At 40.7% G+C, this 17,897-nt stretch carries 12 protein-coding genes; 2 read left to right on the forward strand and 10 right to left on the reverse strand.

The window, feature by feature from the left end; all coding sequences use genetic code 11:
- From ACYRY3_RS31595 to ACYRY3_RS31635, 9 genes are all read right to left on the reverse strand, one after another.
- A partial coding sequence (locus ACYRY3_RS31595) for a type II toxin-antitoxin system antitoxin SocA domain-containing protein (RefSeq protein WP_460205621.1) occupies positions 1-441 on the reverse strand: 441 nt, incomplete at its 3' end.
- 351 nt (positions 442-792) lie between these two features.
- Positions 793-1,062, reverse strand: coding sequence for a TniQ family protein (locus ACYRY3_RS31600; RefSeq protein ID WP_460205622.1), 270 nt, complete (start codon positions 1,060-1,062; stop codon positions 793-795).
- Positions 1,059-1,190, reverse strand: coding sequence for a hypothetical protein (locus ACYRY3_RS31605; RefSeq protein ID WP_460205623.1), 132 nt, complete (start codon positions 1,188-1,190; stop codon positions 1,059-1,061). The genes ACYRY3_RS31600 and ACYRY3_RS31605 overlap by 4 nt, the downstream gene beginning before the upstream one ends.
- 162 nt (positions 1,191-1,352) lie before the next feature.
- Positions 1,353-3,050: a tetratricopeptide repeat protein gene (locus tag ACYRY3_RS31610; RefSeq protein ID WP_460205624.1), complete on the reverse strand. Its 1,698-nt coding sequence runs from the start codon at positions 3,048-3,050 to the stop codon at positions 1,353-1,355.
- 138 nt (positions 3,051-3,188) lie between these two features.
- Entirely contained in the window at positions 3,189-3,323 is a 135-nt protein-coding gene (locus tag ACYRY3_RS31615) for a hypothetical protein (RefSeq protein ID WP_460205625.1), read from the reverse strand.
- Positions 3,324-3,546: 223 nt separating this feature from the next.
- The gene (locus ACYRY3_RS31620) at positions 3,547-6,132 is read right to left on the reverse strand and encodes an EAL domain-containing protein (protein ID WP_460205626.1); all 2,586 of its coding nucleotides are present in this window, start codon (positions 6,130-6,132) and stop codon (positions 3,547-3,549) included.
- A 235-nt stretch (positions 6,133-6,367) separates the two neighbouring features.
- On the reverse strand, positions 6,368-7,105 hold the full coding sequence (locus ACYRY3_RS31625) for a DUF928 domain-containing protein (RefSeq protein ID WP_460205627.1): 738 nt from the start codon (positions 7,103-7,105) through the stop codon (positions 6,368-6,370).
- Between the two features lie 589 nt (positions 7,106-7,694).
- Positions 7,695-10,139: an NF038122 family metalloprotease gene (locus ACYRY3_RS31630; protein WP_460205628.1), complete on the reverse strand. Its 2,445-nt coding sequence runs from the start codon at positions 10,137-10,139 to the stop codon at positions 7,695-7,697.
- Positions 10,140-10,794: 655 nt separating this feature from the next.
- The gene (locus ACYRY3_RS31635) at positions 10,795-10,959 is read right to left on the reverse strand and encodes a hypothetical protein (protein ID WP_460205629.1); all 165 of its coding nucleotides are present in this window, start codon (positions 10,957-10,959) and stop codon (positions 10,795-10,797) included.
- Between the two features lie 94 nt (positions 10,960-11,053).
- Here ACYRY3_RS31635 and ACYRY3_RS31640 point away from each other — a divergent pair, with 94 nt between their 5' ends.
- Both ACYRY3_RS31640 and ACYRY3_RS31645 read left to right on the forward strand, forming a co-directional pair.
- On the forward strand, positions 11,054-14,098 hold the full coding sequence (locus tag ACYRY3_RS31640) for a two-partner secretion domain-containing protein (protein ID WP_460205630.1): 3,045 nt from the start codon (positions 11,054-11,056) through the stop codon (positions 14,096-14,098).
- 12 nt (positions 14,099-14,110) lie between these two features.
- A complete protein-coding gene (locus ACYRY3_RS31645; RefSeq protein ID WP_460205631.1) occupies positions 14,111-16,723 on the forward strand; it encodes a CHAT domain-containing protein in 2,613 nt (870 codons plus the stop codon).
- Positions 16,724-16,838: 115 nt separating this feature from the next.
- Here ACYRY3_RS31645 and ACYRY3_RS31650 read toward each other — a convergent pair whose 3' ends face one another.
- The gene (locus ACYRY3_RS31650) at positions 16,839-17,894 is read right to left on the reverse strand and encodes a CHAT domain-containing protein (protein WP_460205632.1); all 1,056 of its coding nucleotides are present in this window, start codon (positions 17,892-17,894) and stop codon (positions 16,839-16,841) included.
- Between the last annotated feature and the right edge of the window lie 3 nt (positions 17,895-17,897).

Genomic DNA, 17,897 nt, shown 5'->3' on the forward strand with positions numbered 1-17,897 from the left:
TTGTAAATTAAGTTTAACTTTCTCTTCTGGTTTATGGGTATTTTTTGCTTCCACCATTGGTGCAGTGCTATATACATACTCTAGTAACTGATTCAGTTTATCTGAGCCAGCCCACTCTCTCCGAATATTATCCAGCACAAACTTAATACTGAGAGGTATTCCCAAATCATCTGCCTGAGCAGCTTGATTCACAGGTCTAATATATGTTGTATTATACTGAGACTCTTGAATAATCTCTTTCCCATTCATTTGATTTAAAGCAGCATCTATACCCTCATTCCAAGGACCAAATTGATAATAACACCAATCCAGGTTCGTCAGTTGGTTTCCCGTCCATTTAACAGAGTAAAGATCGGCTAAATACAAAAATTTGATTAACTGTGTTTTTGTAATATACCCTTTTGTCGCGTAGACAAAATATTTTATGAGTTTATCCAACATAATCCTTCTCTTTGCTAGTAGTAAAATAGTCCAAGTTAATCAACATAGATATGTATAAGTATTCATAATCATTTTTCTTTAAAAATTTCTAGAGAGGTTTCTTAAGTTTACATCGCTTAATTATAGTTTTTTGTCGAATCCTTGACCACTTGTTAGCTCAGATCTTGCACCATCAGCTTATTGAGAAAAATAGAGCCTAAAAAGCCGATCTCGAGCGTAGGTAAGGCTATGCTGCACTTCGCCTTATTGAGAAGGGGCAAGATGTCAGTTAGCTTACTTGCTCACAGTTGATAGTACTATTATACTATAACATGGGATTGATGTGACCCATATTAATGTTTGATAAAAATCTCATATGTTGTTTGCATCTGATGGACTTGTTGCATTTGGCTGAATAACCTTTTGCCACTTTACCATTTCAGCGAATTTCACAAAGCATCTTTCAAACCAACCATCTACCCATAAAGCCGGAATCTTCCTTGCTCCAGAGTTAGGACATTCCGACAACACACTTAATTTGTGCCTCGCGCACCCTCGCGTTACCTTAAACTGCCATTCAATGTTGTGATATGAAGATTGGGCATAACAAGCAGCACATAACCGAATCGGCTCAATTTTCATTCCCACCCCAGCAGGCGGTAGCCTATCGGCATCAACTGACAAGCCTGAAAACGGTTGTAAACTTGTTCGTACCGCTTAATTACTGCATCTAGGCGATCGCGTAAATGACAAACAAAGCCCAACTGCACACCCAGCCAATTCTTTTGTTAAATAGTGCGGCAATGTCATTTTCCCAACCATCTCTTAGCAAGGGGACTAACAAACGGATTCTCACTCCACATTTAATTGAACTAGGCAGAAGACAATTAAGATAAGAATGAGTGACCCCACCTAATTGTCCTCTGCCTTCTTCAACTATTTCCACTTGGTAGCGATGGGCTTTGAAGGATTGGCTTTGACCAAACCTTTTTGTAATCTTCAATTGCGCCGCTGTAATCTTTAAGCTTAGAGCGAGCATTGCCTCGGCTGATGTAAGCTTTGGCATCATCAGGTTTTAGCTGTAGAAACTGGGTGTAATCTTCAATTGCATTGCTGTAATCTTTAATCTTAGAACGAGCGTTAGCGCGGTTGATATAGACGTCAGGCTCATTAGGATTGAGTTCTACAGAGCGGTTGTAATCTTCGATCGCACTATCGTAATCTTCCAGCTCATACCGACAGTTTCCCCGATTAAGGTATGCTTTGCTATCGTTGGGTTTACGTCTTATAAACTGTGTATAATCCTCAAGGGCACCGTTGTAATCTTTGAGCTTAAAAAGAGCATCTGCCCGTTTGAGATAAACATCGGTATCATCAGGGTTTAGCGCCAAATGTTTTGTGTAAGAATCAATTGAACTGCTGGAATCTTCAAGCTCAAAGGAGCCATTACCGCGACTCATATGTGTTTGACTAAGAGCGGAATTTAAACCAAAAGGTTTAGTACTTTCTTCTATTTCATATTGAGAATAACTAGGGCTAATATAAACTTCTGATTGGTGATAATTAAGCAACAAAGGATGAGGATAATCTGTATCAACTAAGTTGTTGCGATCGCTGAGTTGAGGGAGATTATTATCTGGGAGGATATTAATATCTGTTTCAACATTATTATGGGGATAAATTTCTGAAGATCGATCGTATTTAAAAAGAGCTTGTTGGTTAGGTTCAAATTCAGAGTTAAGATGAAGATTCCCAACAGTCATATTGTCAGGATCGTGCATGATATGGCTGTAATCAGCAATAGCTCCTTGGTAGTCTCCTAGTTCTAAGCGAAGAAGCCCTCGATAGTAGCGGGCTTCGCTATTGTTAGGATAAAACTGCAAGTACAAATCCAAGTCTGCCACTGCTCCTTTACAGTCTCCCAATTTGTGGCGGGCAATCCCCCGACTGTAGTATGCTTTAAAACCTCTAGGATTAAGTCGCAGAAACTGATTAAATTCTGCGATCGCTCCTTCATAATCTCCCTTGTTTGCTTTCTCTTCTCCTCGGGTGTAAAATATTTCAATAAACTCCTGCTGGCGGCGAAGCTGTGCTGCTGCTTGTTGTCGCTGAATGACGCTACGTGATAGAGCCATTGCATTGCGTCGCAATTCCAATTGTGCTACGACTTGATTGCTGAGCAACCGCAATGATTCTACTTGTTCGGGAGTTAAATCTCGCGGCACCGAATCTATAACACAGAGTGTGCCAATACCAAATCCTTCTGATGTAATTAGGGGTGCGCCAGCATAGAATCGAATATGGGGATCGGAAGTCACTAGAGGATTTCTGGCAAATCTAGAGTCTAACAATGCATTTCTAACAACCAATGGTTTTTGTTGCAAAATTGAGTAAGCGCAAAAGGCAAGATCTCGGTTAGTTTCACTGACTGTTACACCTATTTTGGATTTAAACCACTGCCGATTTCCATCCACTAAGCTGATGAGGGCTACCGGGGTGCGACAAACTTGTGCAGCTAAAAAGGTGAAATCATCAAATACTTTCTCAGGCGGAGTATCGAGAATTTCATACTGCCGAAGTGCGTGCAGTCTGGCAATTTCATTGCTGGGTAGAGGCGGTTTTGGATTCATCTTTGGTAAATCTCTAGTATCGTGGTTTGATGAATTACATAGTTATCAGTTACATCAGGTCTTCTGGAATCTCTGTGTTCTCTGGGGTTCTTATAAACAGCTATAGAGGCGCACCAGAGTACAGAGAAGAATGGGTACCTAACCGAACTTATACAAGCGGTCAATTTCCAAAAGTAAACTCAGCAACCTCTGTGTTGGAGGGATTTCCCCCAAATCCCGCAAGTAACGTAGGTTGGTATCTGTTTTTCTGACTGTTAACTGTTCACTGCTCACTGATATCAGTACGATCAATATAAATATTCACGACTTTGTACATCTTGTCCGGGCAATTCTACGGTAGGGATAGTAGAATTATTTGTACACTCCACATAAAATTATGGCTTCTAAGTGTCTAACAAGTTTTGACACTTATATTGTACCGTATCAGATTTTGCACTCCCGGTGACTGTAATTGATTCTCGAACTGGGGGTTTGAAACGGTTTTTGTGTTTTGCCACTAGTGAACTGACTTTTCCACATCCCGCGAACAGTCAGAAAAGCTATCTTCTATTGAAAACTGATTTTCCAACAATCCTGTTGCTGTCTTGTTGTCCACAGGTTTGGAAAAGAAATAACCTTGTCCGTATTCACAATTCAGGGCTTGCAATTTTGCTTTTTGTTCGGCTGTTTCCACGCCCTCAGCAATCACATCCATCCCTAATGAATGACCCAGCAAGATTACAGTCTGAACAATTGCGGCGTCTTCGTCGGTATCTTCCATACGACTGACAAAAGAGCGGTCTATCTTTAAGGTGTTGACAGGAAAGCGGTGCAGATAACTTAAAGACGAATAACCCGTGCCAAAGTCATCAATACTGAGTCTTAAATTTAAACTCCTTAATCGCAGCATGATAGAGATTGCTGCTTCCACATCTTTCATTGCTACACTTTCAGTGATTTCCAATTTGATACTTCGCCCATCTAACCCCGTTTGTTTTAAAACTTGCTCAATGTATTCCACAAGACCCGGTTGAGTTAATTGTTGCCCGGAAAGGTTAATACTCATCATTAGGGGTGGGCTACCAGGAAACTGGGTTTGCCACACGGACAATTGACGACAAGCTTCTTGAAAAATCCATTTTCCTAAAGGAATAATGAGCCCTGTTTCTTCTGCAACTGAAATAAATTCCACAGGAGAGACAAAACCATGCTGGGGATGATTCCACCTGACCAATGCTTCAAATCCAACAATTGTTTCGGTAATGAGGGATACTATTGGCTGATAAACAAGATACAATTCCTCCAATTCTATGGCTCTGCGGAGGTCTGTCTCTAACTGAAAGCGCTTGATGACTTGGGTATGCATACCTGTGGCAAAAACTTGATGGCGAGCCTTTCCCAAGTCTTTGGCTCGATACATAGCTATGTGTGCATCTCTCAATAACTCTACTGGATGGTATTCCAGGTCGTTTTGATTAAAAGCTATACCAGTGCTGATACTTGTGAAGATTTCTTGCCCATCTTTCTTAAAGGGCTGAAGCATTTGCTGTTGTAATTCGTCGGCTAGGTGCGTTGCTTCACTGGTATGGTTGATATTTTCCAGCAGGATGGCAAACTCATCTCCTCCTACCCTTGCGACTGTTCCCCTACGTCCTACACCAGCTTTTAATCTTTGAGACACGTTGATGAGTATTTGGTCGCCAACTTCATACCCAAGACTTTCATTGATAATTTTGAAGCGATCTAAATTTAAAAACAATACGGCAAATCGCACGTTTTGGCGAAGCTTTGCGAAGGCGATCGCTGCTTCCAAACGTTTGAGAAAAAAGTCCCGATTGGGCAGTTTGGTGAGAGGGTCGTGAAGCGCATTCTGTAGCAATACGTAGCATAAAACGCTACTTCCTGTAGCAATTAATGCTATAATAGAGGGTATAAAAGGTAGCCAACCACCTAAAGTAAATATAGCGAAGCAAATACCAAATAAACCCCCCAAAACAACAACTCCAACCACCCCTAGATATAGAGGATGTCGCAGCCGCCATGCCAGCACCCCCCCTACCAATGCCCAACCACATACCCATAAACTTTCTGCCCATTCCGACCAAACCCAGATGAGTGGTTGTTTGTCTAGTGTCGTACTCAGGAGTTGACTCACCAGTTGAGCGTGGAGTAATACTCCTGGCATTCTTGGATTGGCTGACTGACCAGCAGTGTAGGGAGTGAAAAACAAGTCCTTCAAACTGGGTGCAGTCGTACCAATAAGGACGATTTTGTTCTTCACCCAGTTGGGGTTGATTTGCCCGTTAAGTACTTGGCTTAAAGAGACTTGTCGCGCTATATTCGGCGAACGATAGGAAATTAAGACCTGATAGCCCGCGCTGTCAAGATTTTGGTAACCTCCTGTCTTGCTACGTAACGCAGGTAATATGGTATTTCCTAACTTCAGTGCATCTGATGTCACTTGAAGTGAAATATTTTGGTCTGCTAGATATTTAAGACTCAATCTTAGGGAGAAGGAGTAGTACTTTTTCTCACCTTGGTAAGCATAAATCAAATTACGACGGATAACACCATCGGGGTCGAGTAATAAGTCGTTGAAACCAATTTGTTCTGGGGATACACCAGGGACAGAAGGCACTCCTTCGGTACTTGTATCTCCAAGATTATAAATGGTCACGACATTGGGGGCACGAAGTTCCTTGAGGAGGGCATTATGACCGGGCGGTTCTGGAATATTGCGGTATAGGTCTAAGCCAATGACCTTGGGTTTGTGCTGTTGCAGTTTCTGGAAGACTTGTGCAAGGGTCTGGTCAGAGATAGGCCAATTTTTGAGTTGCTGAAGATCGGCTTCTGTAATTGCCACTATCAAAAGCCGTTGGTCGGAACCAGCATCGGTTTCAAGACGTACCATCTGGTCGAAGCAAAGTAATTCTAAAAACTGCAACGCCCCGATATGTCTGGTACCTAGCACTAACCCCGTTATGAGAATACTGGCAGCGAAAACCGACTGTTTGACACTTAATGTTGCAATAGTTTTATGCTGACAGTAATTATTAACAACTGATAATAATGAAATAATTTTTTTGCTAAATTGAGCAATCACAGAAATATTAGTTATTGGTTATTGGTTAGTAGTTATTGGGTAGTGGGAAACAACTAACAACTATCAACTAACTAAATAAGTCGGCGTGAATAAACAGACAGGAGTTACAAAATGTAAATGCATCTGAAACCCTTACTAATGAACGCCACTTGCTACAACTCTGGAAACCAGAGCAACGCAGTGGTTCCCAAGGACAAATGACACAGGACGACCCTTACCGACCTACTTATTAACATTAACGGTTAGTTGAAGGTTCGATATTTAAAAGGGGTTCTTGTGCGATCGCTTCTAGTTTTTCAGATTGCAAAAGCTGTGTCCAGCTAGCAATCAGCTTAGAATCATTAGGTTTGCTGTAACGAAGTTGCGCTAATGTAACTAGAGCATCAGACCAAAGACCGGCATCCGCATATAAAGCAGCACGGTCTGCTGCTGGTACTTGCTCTAATTTCTTGCTTAAGGTGGGGTTAGATTGTACTCGTCTAATCCAACCAGAGACCACAATATCTTTAGCTCTATTTTTTGGTTCGCAAATCATTGACAAATACCAACGGTAGTTTTTATCAATTGTAAGTGGAGGTAAAGATGTAGATTGAGGTAAGGTGATATTAATAATTCCAGATGAAGCAGTTTTTGTAAAAGTTTTTTCGTAGACTAGATGATTTTTATCATCACGAAGAACAAACTCCACCATTTTAGGAGTAGAGGTTTGAGGTAAAAAGAAAAAGAGCGTTGGATATGGTGCTTTTGTCAATCCCAAATTGTTTTTGGGAGATAATGCAGTCAATTGCTTGATACTAGCATCGCAATTACTGCGTGTTCCACCTCCCACCCTTCGTCCTGGCAAACCTTCTCTGGACTCTGCCATGATTGGTTTTGGCAATGCAAATGAAAAGGTAAGTAGAGAAGTCCAAAAGACGATTGTCAACACTCCGATCCGGAGATGTTGTTTGGATATATTGTTGTAGCTCTTCATAGTTGCCTCCCAAAAAATTCCCCCAATAATAGGGATATCTCATCTACTTTAATAACGGGTATATAAAATGACTAATATTTATGAAATTCTCACAAAAAGAATCGTTGATTGAAGAATGATTCAAAAGTTCCGTAGAATCAAGTATATGAGGTTTTTAGTTTTGTAATTACCTTAGTTATCTACTTACGTAAGTTTAATAAATGAATATAATTTATACATTTATCTTTCTTGTATCTCTAATAAGGCTTAACTGGGTTACACATGGTAAGGGACTTCCAAATAAAAAAATACTCAAAAATTTCTTGTGGTATGTCTGTCTCAGACGTCGCAGGTGGCGGGCGAGGACGCTCCGCAGTCGCCTCAACGCTTGGAACCCCCGCACGGCGCTGCTCTCCACCCCACAATATTGGTTAACTGACATCTTGCACCTTCTTTGTGGGAGGAGGTGTGCGGCATAGCCCTACCTACGATCGGGATTAGCTTTTTGGGCTTTGATTTTTGCAATAAGGTGATGGTGCAAGATATGAGTTAATTTATTTCTTGGCAATCCCGACTGTTCACAAAAGTCAGATATTTTACAACCGCTCATTCAGAGCTTCATTCTACTACGTTTTTTCAATAGTGAGATAAAAGCAAGTATTCCCATAGCCCCGAACCCCACTATTGTATTGGACTCTGGGACAGCAACCTGAGAATATTCTTCTTCCTGGTTTGGATCGAAGAGTTGATTTAAGAGTTTAATATTTTGTTCCGGACCATATTTTATTTCGCTGTATTGCTCCGGATTAATATACTTTGGTTCCATCGTCTGCCAGTAACGAGTCCCACCTGCGGAAGAACCTCCTTTATTGCGGGTTATAAAAATCTCAAAATTACTGTTCTTTAAAGCATTGGTTAGTTCTTTTGTAGCAGCGTTCAGCATTTGCTTTGCTGTTGTCTCATCAACATTTTTCAGCAGCATCATCGCCTGTCTTAATTTAGTTTGCCACGTCTCTTTTTGTGAATCACTTGCCTTGTCTATAAGATTCAGCAAAATTGCAGTTTGACGTAGAGTTGCGTTGGCGATATGATTTTTAAGCTCTTCTGGGCTGAGTTCTAACCACTGTCGAATTTGCTCTTCTTGCCCTTGAAACAAAGCATATTCATGAGATAAAATAACATGATTCCAAGCTTGCTCCTGTTTCTGAGCTAAGTTGGCTATTTGCTCTAAAGTCTTTTTTTCTTCCTCAATTCTTCTTGGACCATCCCCGATTTTTTGGAGTTCACTGAGTTGACTTTCTAGTACTGCTCTGAGTTGATTCAGTTCAGCTTTCACAATTTCTGGATCTGCTTGTTGTGCTAACTCCCCTGCTATATTTTCTAGTGAATCCAGAGTTTTTAATTGTTGTTGTAAATTAGTAATCTTTGCTTTTAATGCTTCAATCTTTGATACGTCATTTGTTGGTTTGTCTAACTCTGCTTGCAGTTGTGTTTGTTGTTCTTGTAATTCTGCTTCTAGGCGAGATTTTTGACTGAGTGCGATCGCATTTCTCTCTTGTGCTAATTCGCTCAAATAGCTGGCTGCAGCTTTTGTCAGTAAATTCTCCAACCCTAACCAATCTAATCCTAATGCTTTTACTTTTGAGGTCAAAACACCATCTGCTGTTGTCATGCTGAGATTCACACCACTCATGTCACTCGATTGGGGTTTGAGGTCCCAGCCCATGACATCTAGCAAGGTAAGATCTAGTTCTGATATTTCCAGTGTCTGACCTCTTTTTAAAACAGGATGCATGATGTCCAAAGAAGATCCCGCAGCACTCCAATGGCTTCCTCTATAATCGCCACCATCAAACTCAGCTAACTTAGTAACGCCACCATCGATAGAGAAATATTTTCCCCCACCTCTAGACCAATCGAAGATTCCTTGATTTTTGCTGTTATCAGAATAGCGAAACAAGTCCATTGGCGTAACGTAGGTCAAGTCCTTATCCTGTATGGGTGTGCTATTTTCCTGCATTGTTGTATCCATTAAGATACTCGCTGCATCAGTTCCGCTTAACACACCCAACACATGAGCAATTTCATGTTGGGCTACAGTTAGGAAGTCGAACTTGTCAGCAGCAACAGTAGCGTTATCTGAATAGACTCTTGAAAAATCCCAAATAGAGTTTTTCGTGAAATTACTATCATCAAACTGTTGTGTCCAACTTGAATAGCTAATGATTGTCCCATTTGCATCTAGCATTGAATTACTTAACTGGATTTGACCGTCAAATCCGCTCTCAGGATCGTCGTTAATGAGATTCAATGCCTTGGCGTTTGCACTGCTCAGCCAAATTGTCTTGTTATTATCATTTCCATTGCGATCGATAAAGGTATTGCTATCTATCTCCTGCAAAACTTGAGGATTTTCATAGCTAATAGCACTCGTCTTATTGACAACCATTGCAAATTCTGAACTACCAAACTCAACAGAATTCCTGTTCAAGCTTTGAACGTGGTGGAGTTCTAGTTGATTGAAAATCTCTTGATATTGTTCAACAATTGCTTTGTTTGGGTCTATAGCAAAACTCGCTTGTGCCAGAATCGCTCTATTCTGAGCATCCGTATTGTATGTGTTGACTCCCAAACCTTGCAGAATGTTTTGGGTAATACTACTAGAAGATTGTAAGTTCTTAAACGCCAGCAAATCATTGGCTGAGTTAATATTGCGAAAAGATTTTGTTAGAAAATCCTGGTAATTAACCTGCACCATTGAGGGACGCGCCCCACCAAGGGCGTAGGGATTGGATAGCTCACCAAAATTAATATAGATATTAATATTAGTCTGGCGATTGCAGTAGCATTCTGGATCGAGATATTTGTCTTGAAGCTTTGATGACCAAATACTTCCAGCTTTCTCAAAACCATCAATAACAGCTTGTGGTGTATCTGACGCAAACTGGAAGCTTAATTTTGCTGCTTGAACTTGAAGGTTACTACTTAAAACACCTGTAAAACTCAAAGTAATTACTGAAACAAGTTTTAGACAAGTTGATGTAGAAAATTTCATTTTACTTTTGATAGGAAACACAAAATTCTGCTTTTGAAAACGTCTGTTTTAAAGCAGTTTTTAGTAGGAATATCTCTAGCTGTATTAATTCTTTAAATATTGCTTATTTATTTTAATATTTTAAGAATTAATAACTTTTATATTCATGTGTTACATTAACAAAAAACAAGCGTATTTTCACGTAATTAATATTTTGCTTTTTTGTAGAAATCTTTATGGAAATTATAATCTTCGTGATTGAGATTTTATTAAGATAATAGGGGTTATTTAACTTAAATATGGCGATAAAGGTAAGGAGCGGGAGTTATAGACTTCTATCATAAATGAAATCTTCAATCTTTTGACATTATACTTTCTTAATAAAAGAAAGAGATTGTACGTAAAAATAGTAATAATTACCAGATAACAATAGGCTGAAATAACTAAATGGTACTGATGCTTGAGGTTGCAGGAATTTTGGTAAAATTCGGATAACTGCAATCGCAAAGTGTGGCGATCGAATCTTCCAATCAAGTGGGGTTTTGAGTACTTTCACTTTAATTGGACAAGAGATACAACGTCCCACAAAACTATTGCCCACCATGCACTAGAAAATTTTGAAAGCTACTCAATGATAACTTTACAGTTGACACAATTGTGAATTACAACAGAACAGTCATTCCAGCAAACTCAAATCTTTTTTGACAAAGAAGGATTGGGCAACTGACATCTTGCACGTTCTTTGTGGGAGGAGGTGGTGGGCAGTGCCCATCCTACGATCGGGATCGGCTTTTTGGGCTTTGATTTTTGCAATAAGGTGATGGTGCAAGATATGAGGCAAGGTACTTTTCCCGGAAGAACATTTATGGATTCGTGGCGTTTAGTAATCCTGCTCTTAAAACTCATGCAAGATATGAATACAGGAAAGTTCGGTTATGAATGGTAAGCCAGGAGTCATCAAAGTCTTGAGACAAGTTCCATATAGCGATCGCATCCTTCGTATATCTAAGCTTACTATTTTCTTTCTAACATTATCCAGCCCAGCAATAGCACAAATTTCTCCAGACAGTACGCTGCCCAATCCAACGGTAGTTACAGACGGTGCAACACCCGGTCTTGATTTTGTGATTACAGGGGGAACACAAGTAGGTAGTAACCTGTTTCACAGCTTTACAAGCTTTTCCGTGCCTACAGGAGGTTCTGCCGTGTTCAACAATGAAGAAAGCTTGCAAAACATTATAAGTCGTGTCACTGGGGGAGCGATATCTAATATCAACGGTTTAATTCACACCAATGGCAAAGCTAACCTGTTTCTGATTAATCCGAATGGTATTATCTTTGGTTCAAACGCTTCACTGAATATTAATGGCTCCTTTATTGCCAGTACTGCCACCCAGTTAAAACTTTCTAATGGAGACGAGTTTAGCGCTACAAATCCTACTCCCCCGTTATTGACCATTAGTGTTCCCATCGGCTTACAATTTGGCAAAAATCCAGGTTCTATTATTAACCAATCCCAATTTAATGGGGATGGAACAGCCACAAACTTTTTTGGCTCACCCTCTGGGCTTCAAGGACAATCGAATACAACCCTGGCACTTGTTGGTGGTGAAGTTATCGGGGCAAATGGAAATATAACCGTTCCCGACGGTCAAATTGAGTTAGGCAGTGTGGGCGATGACAGCTTTGTGAGCTTGAATCCGACATCTCAAGGATTCGCCCTGGGGTATGCAGGTGTTGCAAATTTTCAAAATATTCAACTTCAAGAGTCTTTGCTTGATGTCACCGGTCTTGGCGGTGGCAATATTCACCTGACGGGGCAAGCAGTTACTTTAAACCAATCGGGTATTTTAGCCATAACCGATATCACAGGTATCCAAAGTGGGGGTGGAATTACTATCCGAGCCCGTGAATTATTTGTCAGTGATTCTAAAATTCAGACCATGACATCTAGTTCAGCTTCAGGAGGAAATCTAACTTTTGAAGCTCAGAAAATATCCTTCAGTGGATTTGACACAATTGTTTCTGCGGAAACAGAGGGTGAAGGTGATGGAGGGAATATGACCATTCGGTCAGCCGATCTAGAATTAACCAACCTTAGTATCTTGGGAACTGAAACCAGAGGGAGCGGAGCAGGTGGAAATGTCACGATTGAAACGGAGAACTTAACTGTTCGGGATGGAGCACAGATAGGAGCCAATACGAGCGATCGGGGATTGGGTGGTAAGCTAATAATAAAAGCCTCAAACTCCATTGAATTAGTAGGAGAGGCAGAGCTATTTGATGAATTGTTTAGCAGCCGTTTGTCTGTTGAAACAAGCAGCTCCGGACAAGGTGGAGACATCATCCTTGAAACTGGAAAGTTAAGTATCAAAGATGGAGCCAGAGTATCTGCTTCTACATATGGTGATGGATCTGCGGGTAGTGTAGTTATTCGTACTCGACAAGCAGAACTCATAGGTAGCCCAACAGCTGCTCAAGCTAGTGGTGTGTTTAGCCAAGTTGAGCCAGGAGCAAGCGGTCAGGGAGGCAGCATTAAAATTGAAACTGGAACATTACGCATTAAAGATAGTTCCCAAGTATCAGCTGGTACCTTTGGAACTGGTAATGCAGGAAGTATTTCGGTCATTGCTCCTACGGTGGAAGTCTGGGGTGAAGCGACAGATTCAAAATTCAGCGGTTTGTTTGTTCAGGTAGAGGCTGGAGCTACAGGTCAGGGAGGTAATATAGCTATAGAAGCTGACCAACTTACTCTCCAAGGAGGGCACGCCATTATCTCAGCCTCTACAAAGGACAAAGGTTTGGGAGGAAACGTTAGTGTCAACACCCAGCAATTATTAGTTCGGGATGGTGCCCAAATTCAAGCAGCAACCAATGGTCTAGCACCCGGTGGAACAGTAAAAGTCATAGGTGCAGATACAGTTCAACTTATCGGAACGTCTGCTGTCGATCGCTCTCCTGGTGGTTTGTTTACCTCAACATTAGGTGAAGCACCTGCTGGTAACTTAACTATTAGTACCCGCAATCTTTTTGTAAGCGATGGATCGCGTATTTCTGCTTCTACCTTTGGTGGGGGTGACGGAGGAAATATAACCATTAATGCATCTGATGCTGTCAATCTGATTGGAACCTCAGTAAATGGTGAAGCAAGTAGTGGATTATTTGTACAAGCAACCGGAACTGGAAAAGCAGGCAATATTAACCTCAGTGCTGGTTCTCTTGTGCTTGATGGGGGAGGCAAAATTCTGGCTGAGACTGCTTCCGATGATGGGGGCGAAATTTCATTGCAAGTGAGAAATATGATACAAATGCGTCGCGGCAGCTTGATTTCTGCAACTGCAGGGACTGTTAGCGGACAGGGAAATGGTGGCAATATTGATATCAATACAACTTTTTTAGTTGCAGTCTCTTCAGAAAATAGCGATATCAAAGCCGATGCATTTCGAGGACGGGGAGGCAATATTAAAATCTTAGCTCAGAGTGTTTTTGGCACTGAGTTTCGCCTGCAAGAGACTGCCTGGAGTGATATTACTGCTAGTTCTACTTATGGGGTCAGTGGTGTCGTGGAAATTAAAACCCCTGATGTTGACCCCTCCCGAGGATTAGTTGACCTACCCATACAATTGGCTGATGCTTCTAGTCGAATTGCTCAAGGTTGTAGAGCTAACCAAGGACAAGGGGGTGGTAAGTTTATAGTAACCGGGCGGGGTGGGCTCTTACCTAACCCTGAAAGCATATTGAGTGCAGATATTTCATTGCAAGATTTGGATACATCTCCAATCCAAACTGGGAGAGCTACCCTTACTAAAACAGGTAAGAGGGATGGTGTGTTCCCAACTTCCGCTCACTCTCCCGATTCAATTACAGAAGCTCAAGCCATAGTCGTCAATTCACAAGGAGAAGTTATTTTAACAGCGCTCGCGCCTACAGTCTCTCCCCACGACCCCTGGTTACGTTCAACAAATTGTTATGGGCAGTAATGGTATGCAAGTATGCTAATTAAATATATATTAACTTATCGTCAGTTCATCAGATTTATCTTTTGGACGTTCTTAGGGTTAGTTTTCACTTTATTTATTGCTGGAACAGGTGTGCAGTACATTGCTGCTTCTCAACCAACCTTCCCCTCTCCCTTACAACAGAGGAGGGACAATGTTAGTGGAATGGGAGATGTAGCACGCCAAGAGGAACGGGGTCGAGAATACTATGAAGCAGAGCAGTTTTTGGAAGCTGTGAAAGTTTGGCAACAGATTCTTCAACTTTACCAATCCCAAGGAGATAAACTCAATCAAGCCAGAGTTTTAAGCAATCTCTCCCTAGCTTATCAAAAACTCGGACAATGGTCTCAAGCAACTGACGTCCTTCACCAAAGTCTGGAATTGCTGAAGGTCAATCATTCCAAGGAACAGTTAAAAGTTTTAGCTCAAGTGCTAAACACTCAGGGAAATTTACAGTTAGCTATTGGACAGCCCCAAGCAGCGCTTGTAACCTGGCAAACAGCAACTACAACCTATACTTATGCAGAGAATCAGACAGGAGTTATCCGCAGTCTTATTAATCAATCACAGGCGTTGAGGGCTTTGGGATTATATCGTCGAGCTTTATCCACCCTCACTCAAGTTAACCAAATCCTTGAAAAAGAACCAGAATCGCTTTCTAAAGCAGCAGGCTTGCGTAACTTGGGTAATAACTTGCGTTTGATTGGTAAATTAGAACAAGCCCAGGAGGTTTTGCAACATAGTTTGGCGATCGCGCAAAAATTGCGATCGCCACTAGACATAAGTGCTGCATTAATTGATTTAGGGAACATAGCTCGTACAAATCAAAATCTACAATCAGCTTTAGCTTTTTATCAAAAGGCTGTAGATATTGCTCCCTTAAAAATCATCAAAACTCGAGCCGAACTGAACAAACTCAACAGCTTAATTGATACAAAACAATGGGTTCGTGCTTTGGAATTAACCAGCCGCATTGAATCTCAACTTGCTAGTTTTCCCCCTAGTCGAGCCACAGTTTATATGCAGCTTAACTTTGCCCGGAGTTTAAGTCGCTTGCAACATGGAAATCTTCAAAATGCACCGACAATCACAAGGATTGCCCAACTGGTTGCAAAAACTGTGGAACAGGCGAAAAGCATAGGAGATAAACAAGCAGAAATTTATGCACTCGGGAAATTGGGTCACCTTTACGAAGAGACTCAGCAATGGGTAATTGCTCAAGATTTAACCCAGCAAGCTTTGATACTTGCCCAAGCACTCAATATACCAGATTTTGCCTACCTCTGGCAGTGGCAGCTTGGGCGGCTTTTAAAAGCACAAGGGGATGTCACAGGAGCGATCGCGGCATACACTCAAGCTGTCAAAACTCTTCAATCCCTACGCAGTGATTTGGTTACCGTCGAACCAGACGTACAATTTTCATTTCGGGAAAGAGTAGAACCAGTTTATCGAGAATTGGTGAGCTTGCTTCTACAACCGGGCAAAACCGAGCCCACTCAAGAATCCCTCCTTCAAGCGCGTCAAGTTATTGAGTCTTTACAATTAGCAGAATTGGATAACTTTTTCCAGGAAGCCTGTTTGGATACAAAACCCGATATTATCGATAAGTTTGATGCTCAAGCAGCGATTTTTTATCCTATTATCCTACCAGATCGTTTAGAAGTTATTCTCAGCTTACCAAAACAACCTTTGCGTCACTATGCAGCCTCAATTGCTCAAAATCAGTTAGAAAATGTTCTAGAGAACCTACGTCAAAATTTAGTTATCCGTTCCAGGGATGACTATATGGCATTATCGCAACAACTTTATAAATGGTTGCTTCAACCTGCTGAAACTAACTTAGTCAAAAGTGAAGTTAAGACATTAGTTTTTGTGCTGGATGGTGCCTTACGGAACATTCCAATGGCAGCTTTACACGATGGCAAGCAATTTTTAATAGAAAAGTATAACATTGCTTTAACACCTGGTTTGCAGTTGTTACCTCCGAAACATTTACAACAAGAAAACTTTAGAGTGTTGACTGCTGGTTTAACTGAAGCAAGGCAGGGCTTTTCTTCCCTAGAGTATGTGGAAAAGGAATTAAAGGAAATTAAATCTAAAGTACCCAGTTTAGTTCTTTTAAATCAAGAATTTACTCGTAACAATCTCCAAAAGGAAATCCAAACAGCTTCTTTCCCAGTTGTTCACATTGCGACTCATGGAAACTTTAGCTCTAAGGCATCAGAAACTTTTATTTTAACTTGGGATGATAAGATTCATATCGATGATTTAGATAATTTACTCCAAAAAAATCAACAAGGACGGCAACAGGCAATTGAACTTTTAGTTCTAAGTGCTTGTGAAACTGCCATAGGAGATAAACGTGCTGCTTTAGGACTAGCAGGAATTGCTGTTAGGGCAGGTGCTCGCAGTACTTTAGCAACATTATGGGCTGTCAATGATGAAGCCACCGCCGACTTGATGGGGGAATTTTACAAGCAGTTAACTAATAGAAAACAAAGTAAAGCAGAAGCCTTAAGGAAATCCCAATTAGCAATTTTAAAAGACCCACAATATGAGCATCCCATTTACTGGGCACCTTATATTTTAATAGGAAATTGGTTGTAAGTAAATCTGTACAAATAAAATTAACTGGCGAAGGTCGTCCTTAGTCCTTAGTCCTTAGTCATTTGTCATTTATCTTGGTCTCGGGTTGGAAAGCTGTCCAATTTCTGGTGGCAACTCACTCTTTGGAAGTCCCTAGACAAAGGACAGGAACAGGTTTGTTATTGGTTGAAGTCTTGTCCATTCCCGCTCCCATTTCTGCACAACCTAAGTTGTAAGCGTCTGGAATAGTAAAGTTGGCTCCAGACCCAAGAGCTCTATAGAAACCAGTAACAAATTTGATAGCTGCTGAATCAATAATTTCTTCGCTAATACCAATAGCAAATGGAACATATTTAACGATATCTTTAACCAGAATTATTGAATGACAAGCATTCAAAATTACACATTTAATTAGTATTTTTTCTTCAAAACATTTAAATATATTTCCCAAATCTTCAGCACTTACAGATTTCATATTTCCTGATGAATCTTCAAAACAAAGCTCACCAGTATTTGTACCATGACCTGAAAAATGTACAATTTGAGGTTCAAAATCAAGTATTGCTTGGGTAATATCCTGTAAACGTACTGACGTTCGCTCCTCTAGCCTGAATTTATCTCGGTTTTTGCTTAGTCGCAGCGTTTCTTTGATATCTCGCAACTCTTGTCCCAATCGCAGTCGAGGAGCATCAGTAGGTTCTGATGCCAAAAATAAAATTTTAATATTACTATCTTTTCTTAGATATCTATCACTATTTGGTGAAGATTGAAGTTGCTGTTGCAAAACTTGTTCGACTGTACTAACAAACTTTTGACCATCACAATCACGCTTGCTAAAGTAATCGACTATAGAATGTTCTTTAAGGAGATTACGAACGTCCTTAGTACTGATAACTGGTGTTCCACTGACTACAATAGTTGGAATATTTTTCTTACGAGCAAATTCAACGAGGTGCTTCCCCAGCTTGTCCTTATTAGAATGAGATGAATCTATTAGTCCGATATCGGTGACCAGCAAATGCCAATCACTGTTTTGAAGCATTGTACGAGCTTCTGTAAAAGTTTTAACAGACTTGATTATGTCTTGTTGGTCACTAATTTGGTCACGAATATTGTTACATGCATTTTCTATTAAGTCCTTAAGAATATTCTGCCAATCCGGATCATCCTCAACCAAAAGTATTCTTACCATTTC

The organism is Scytonema sp. NUACC21, assembly GCF_054684315.1.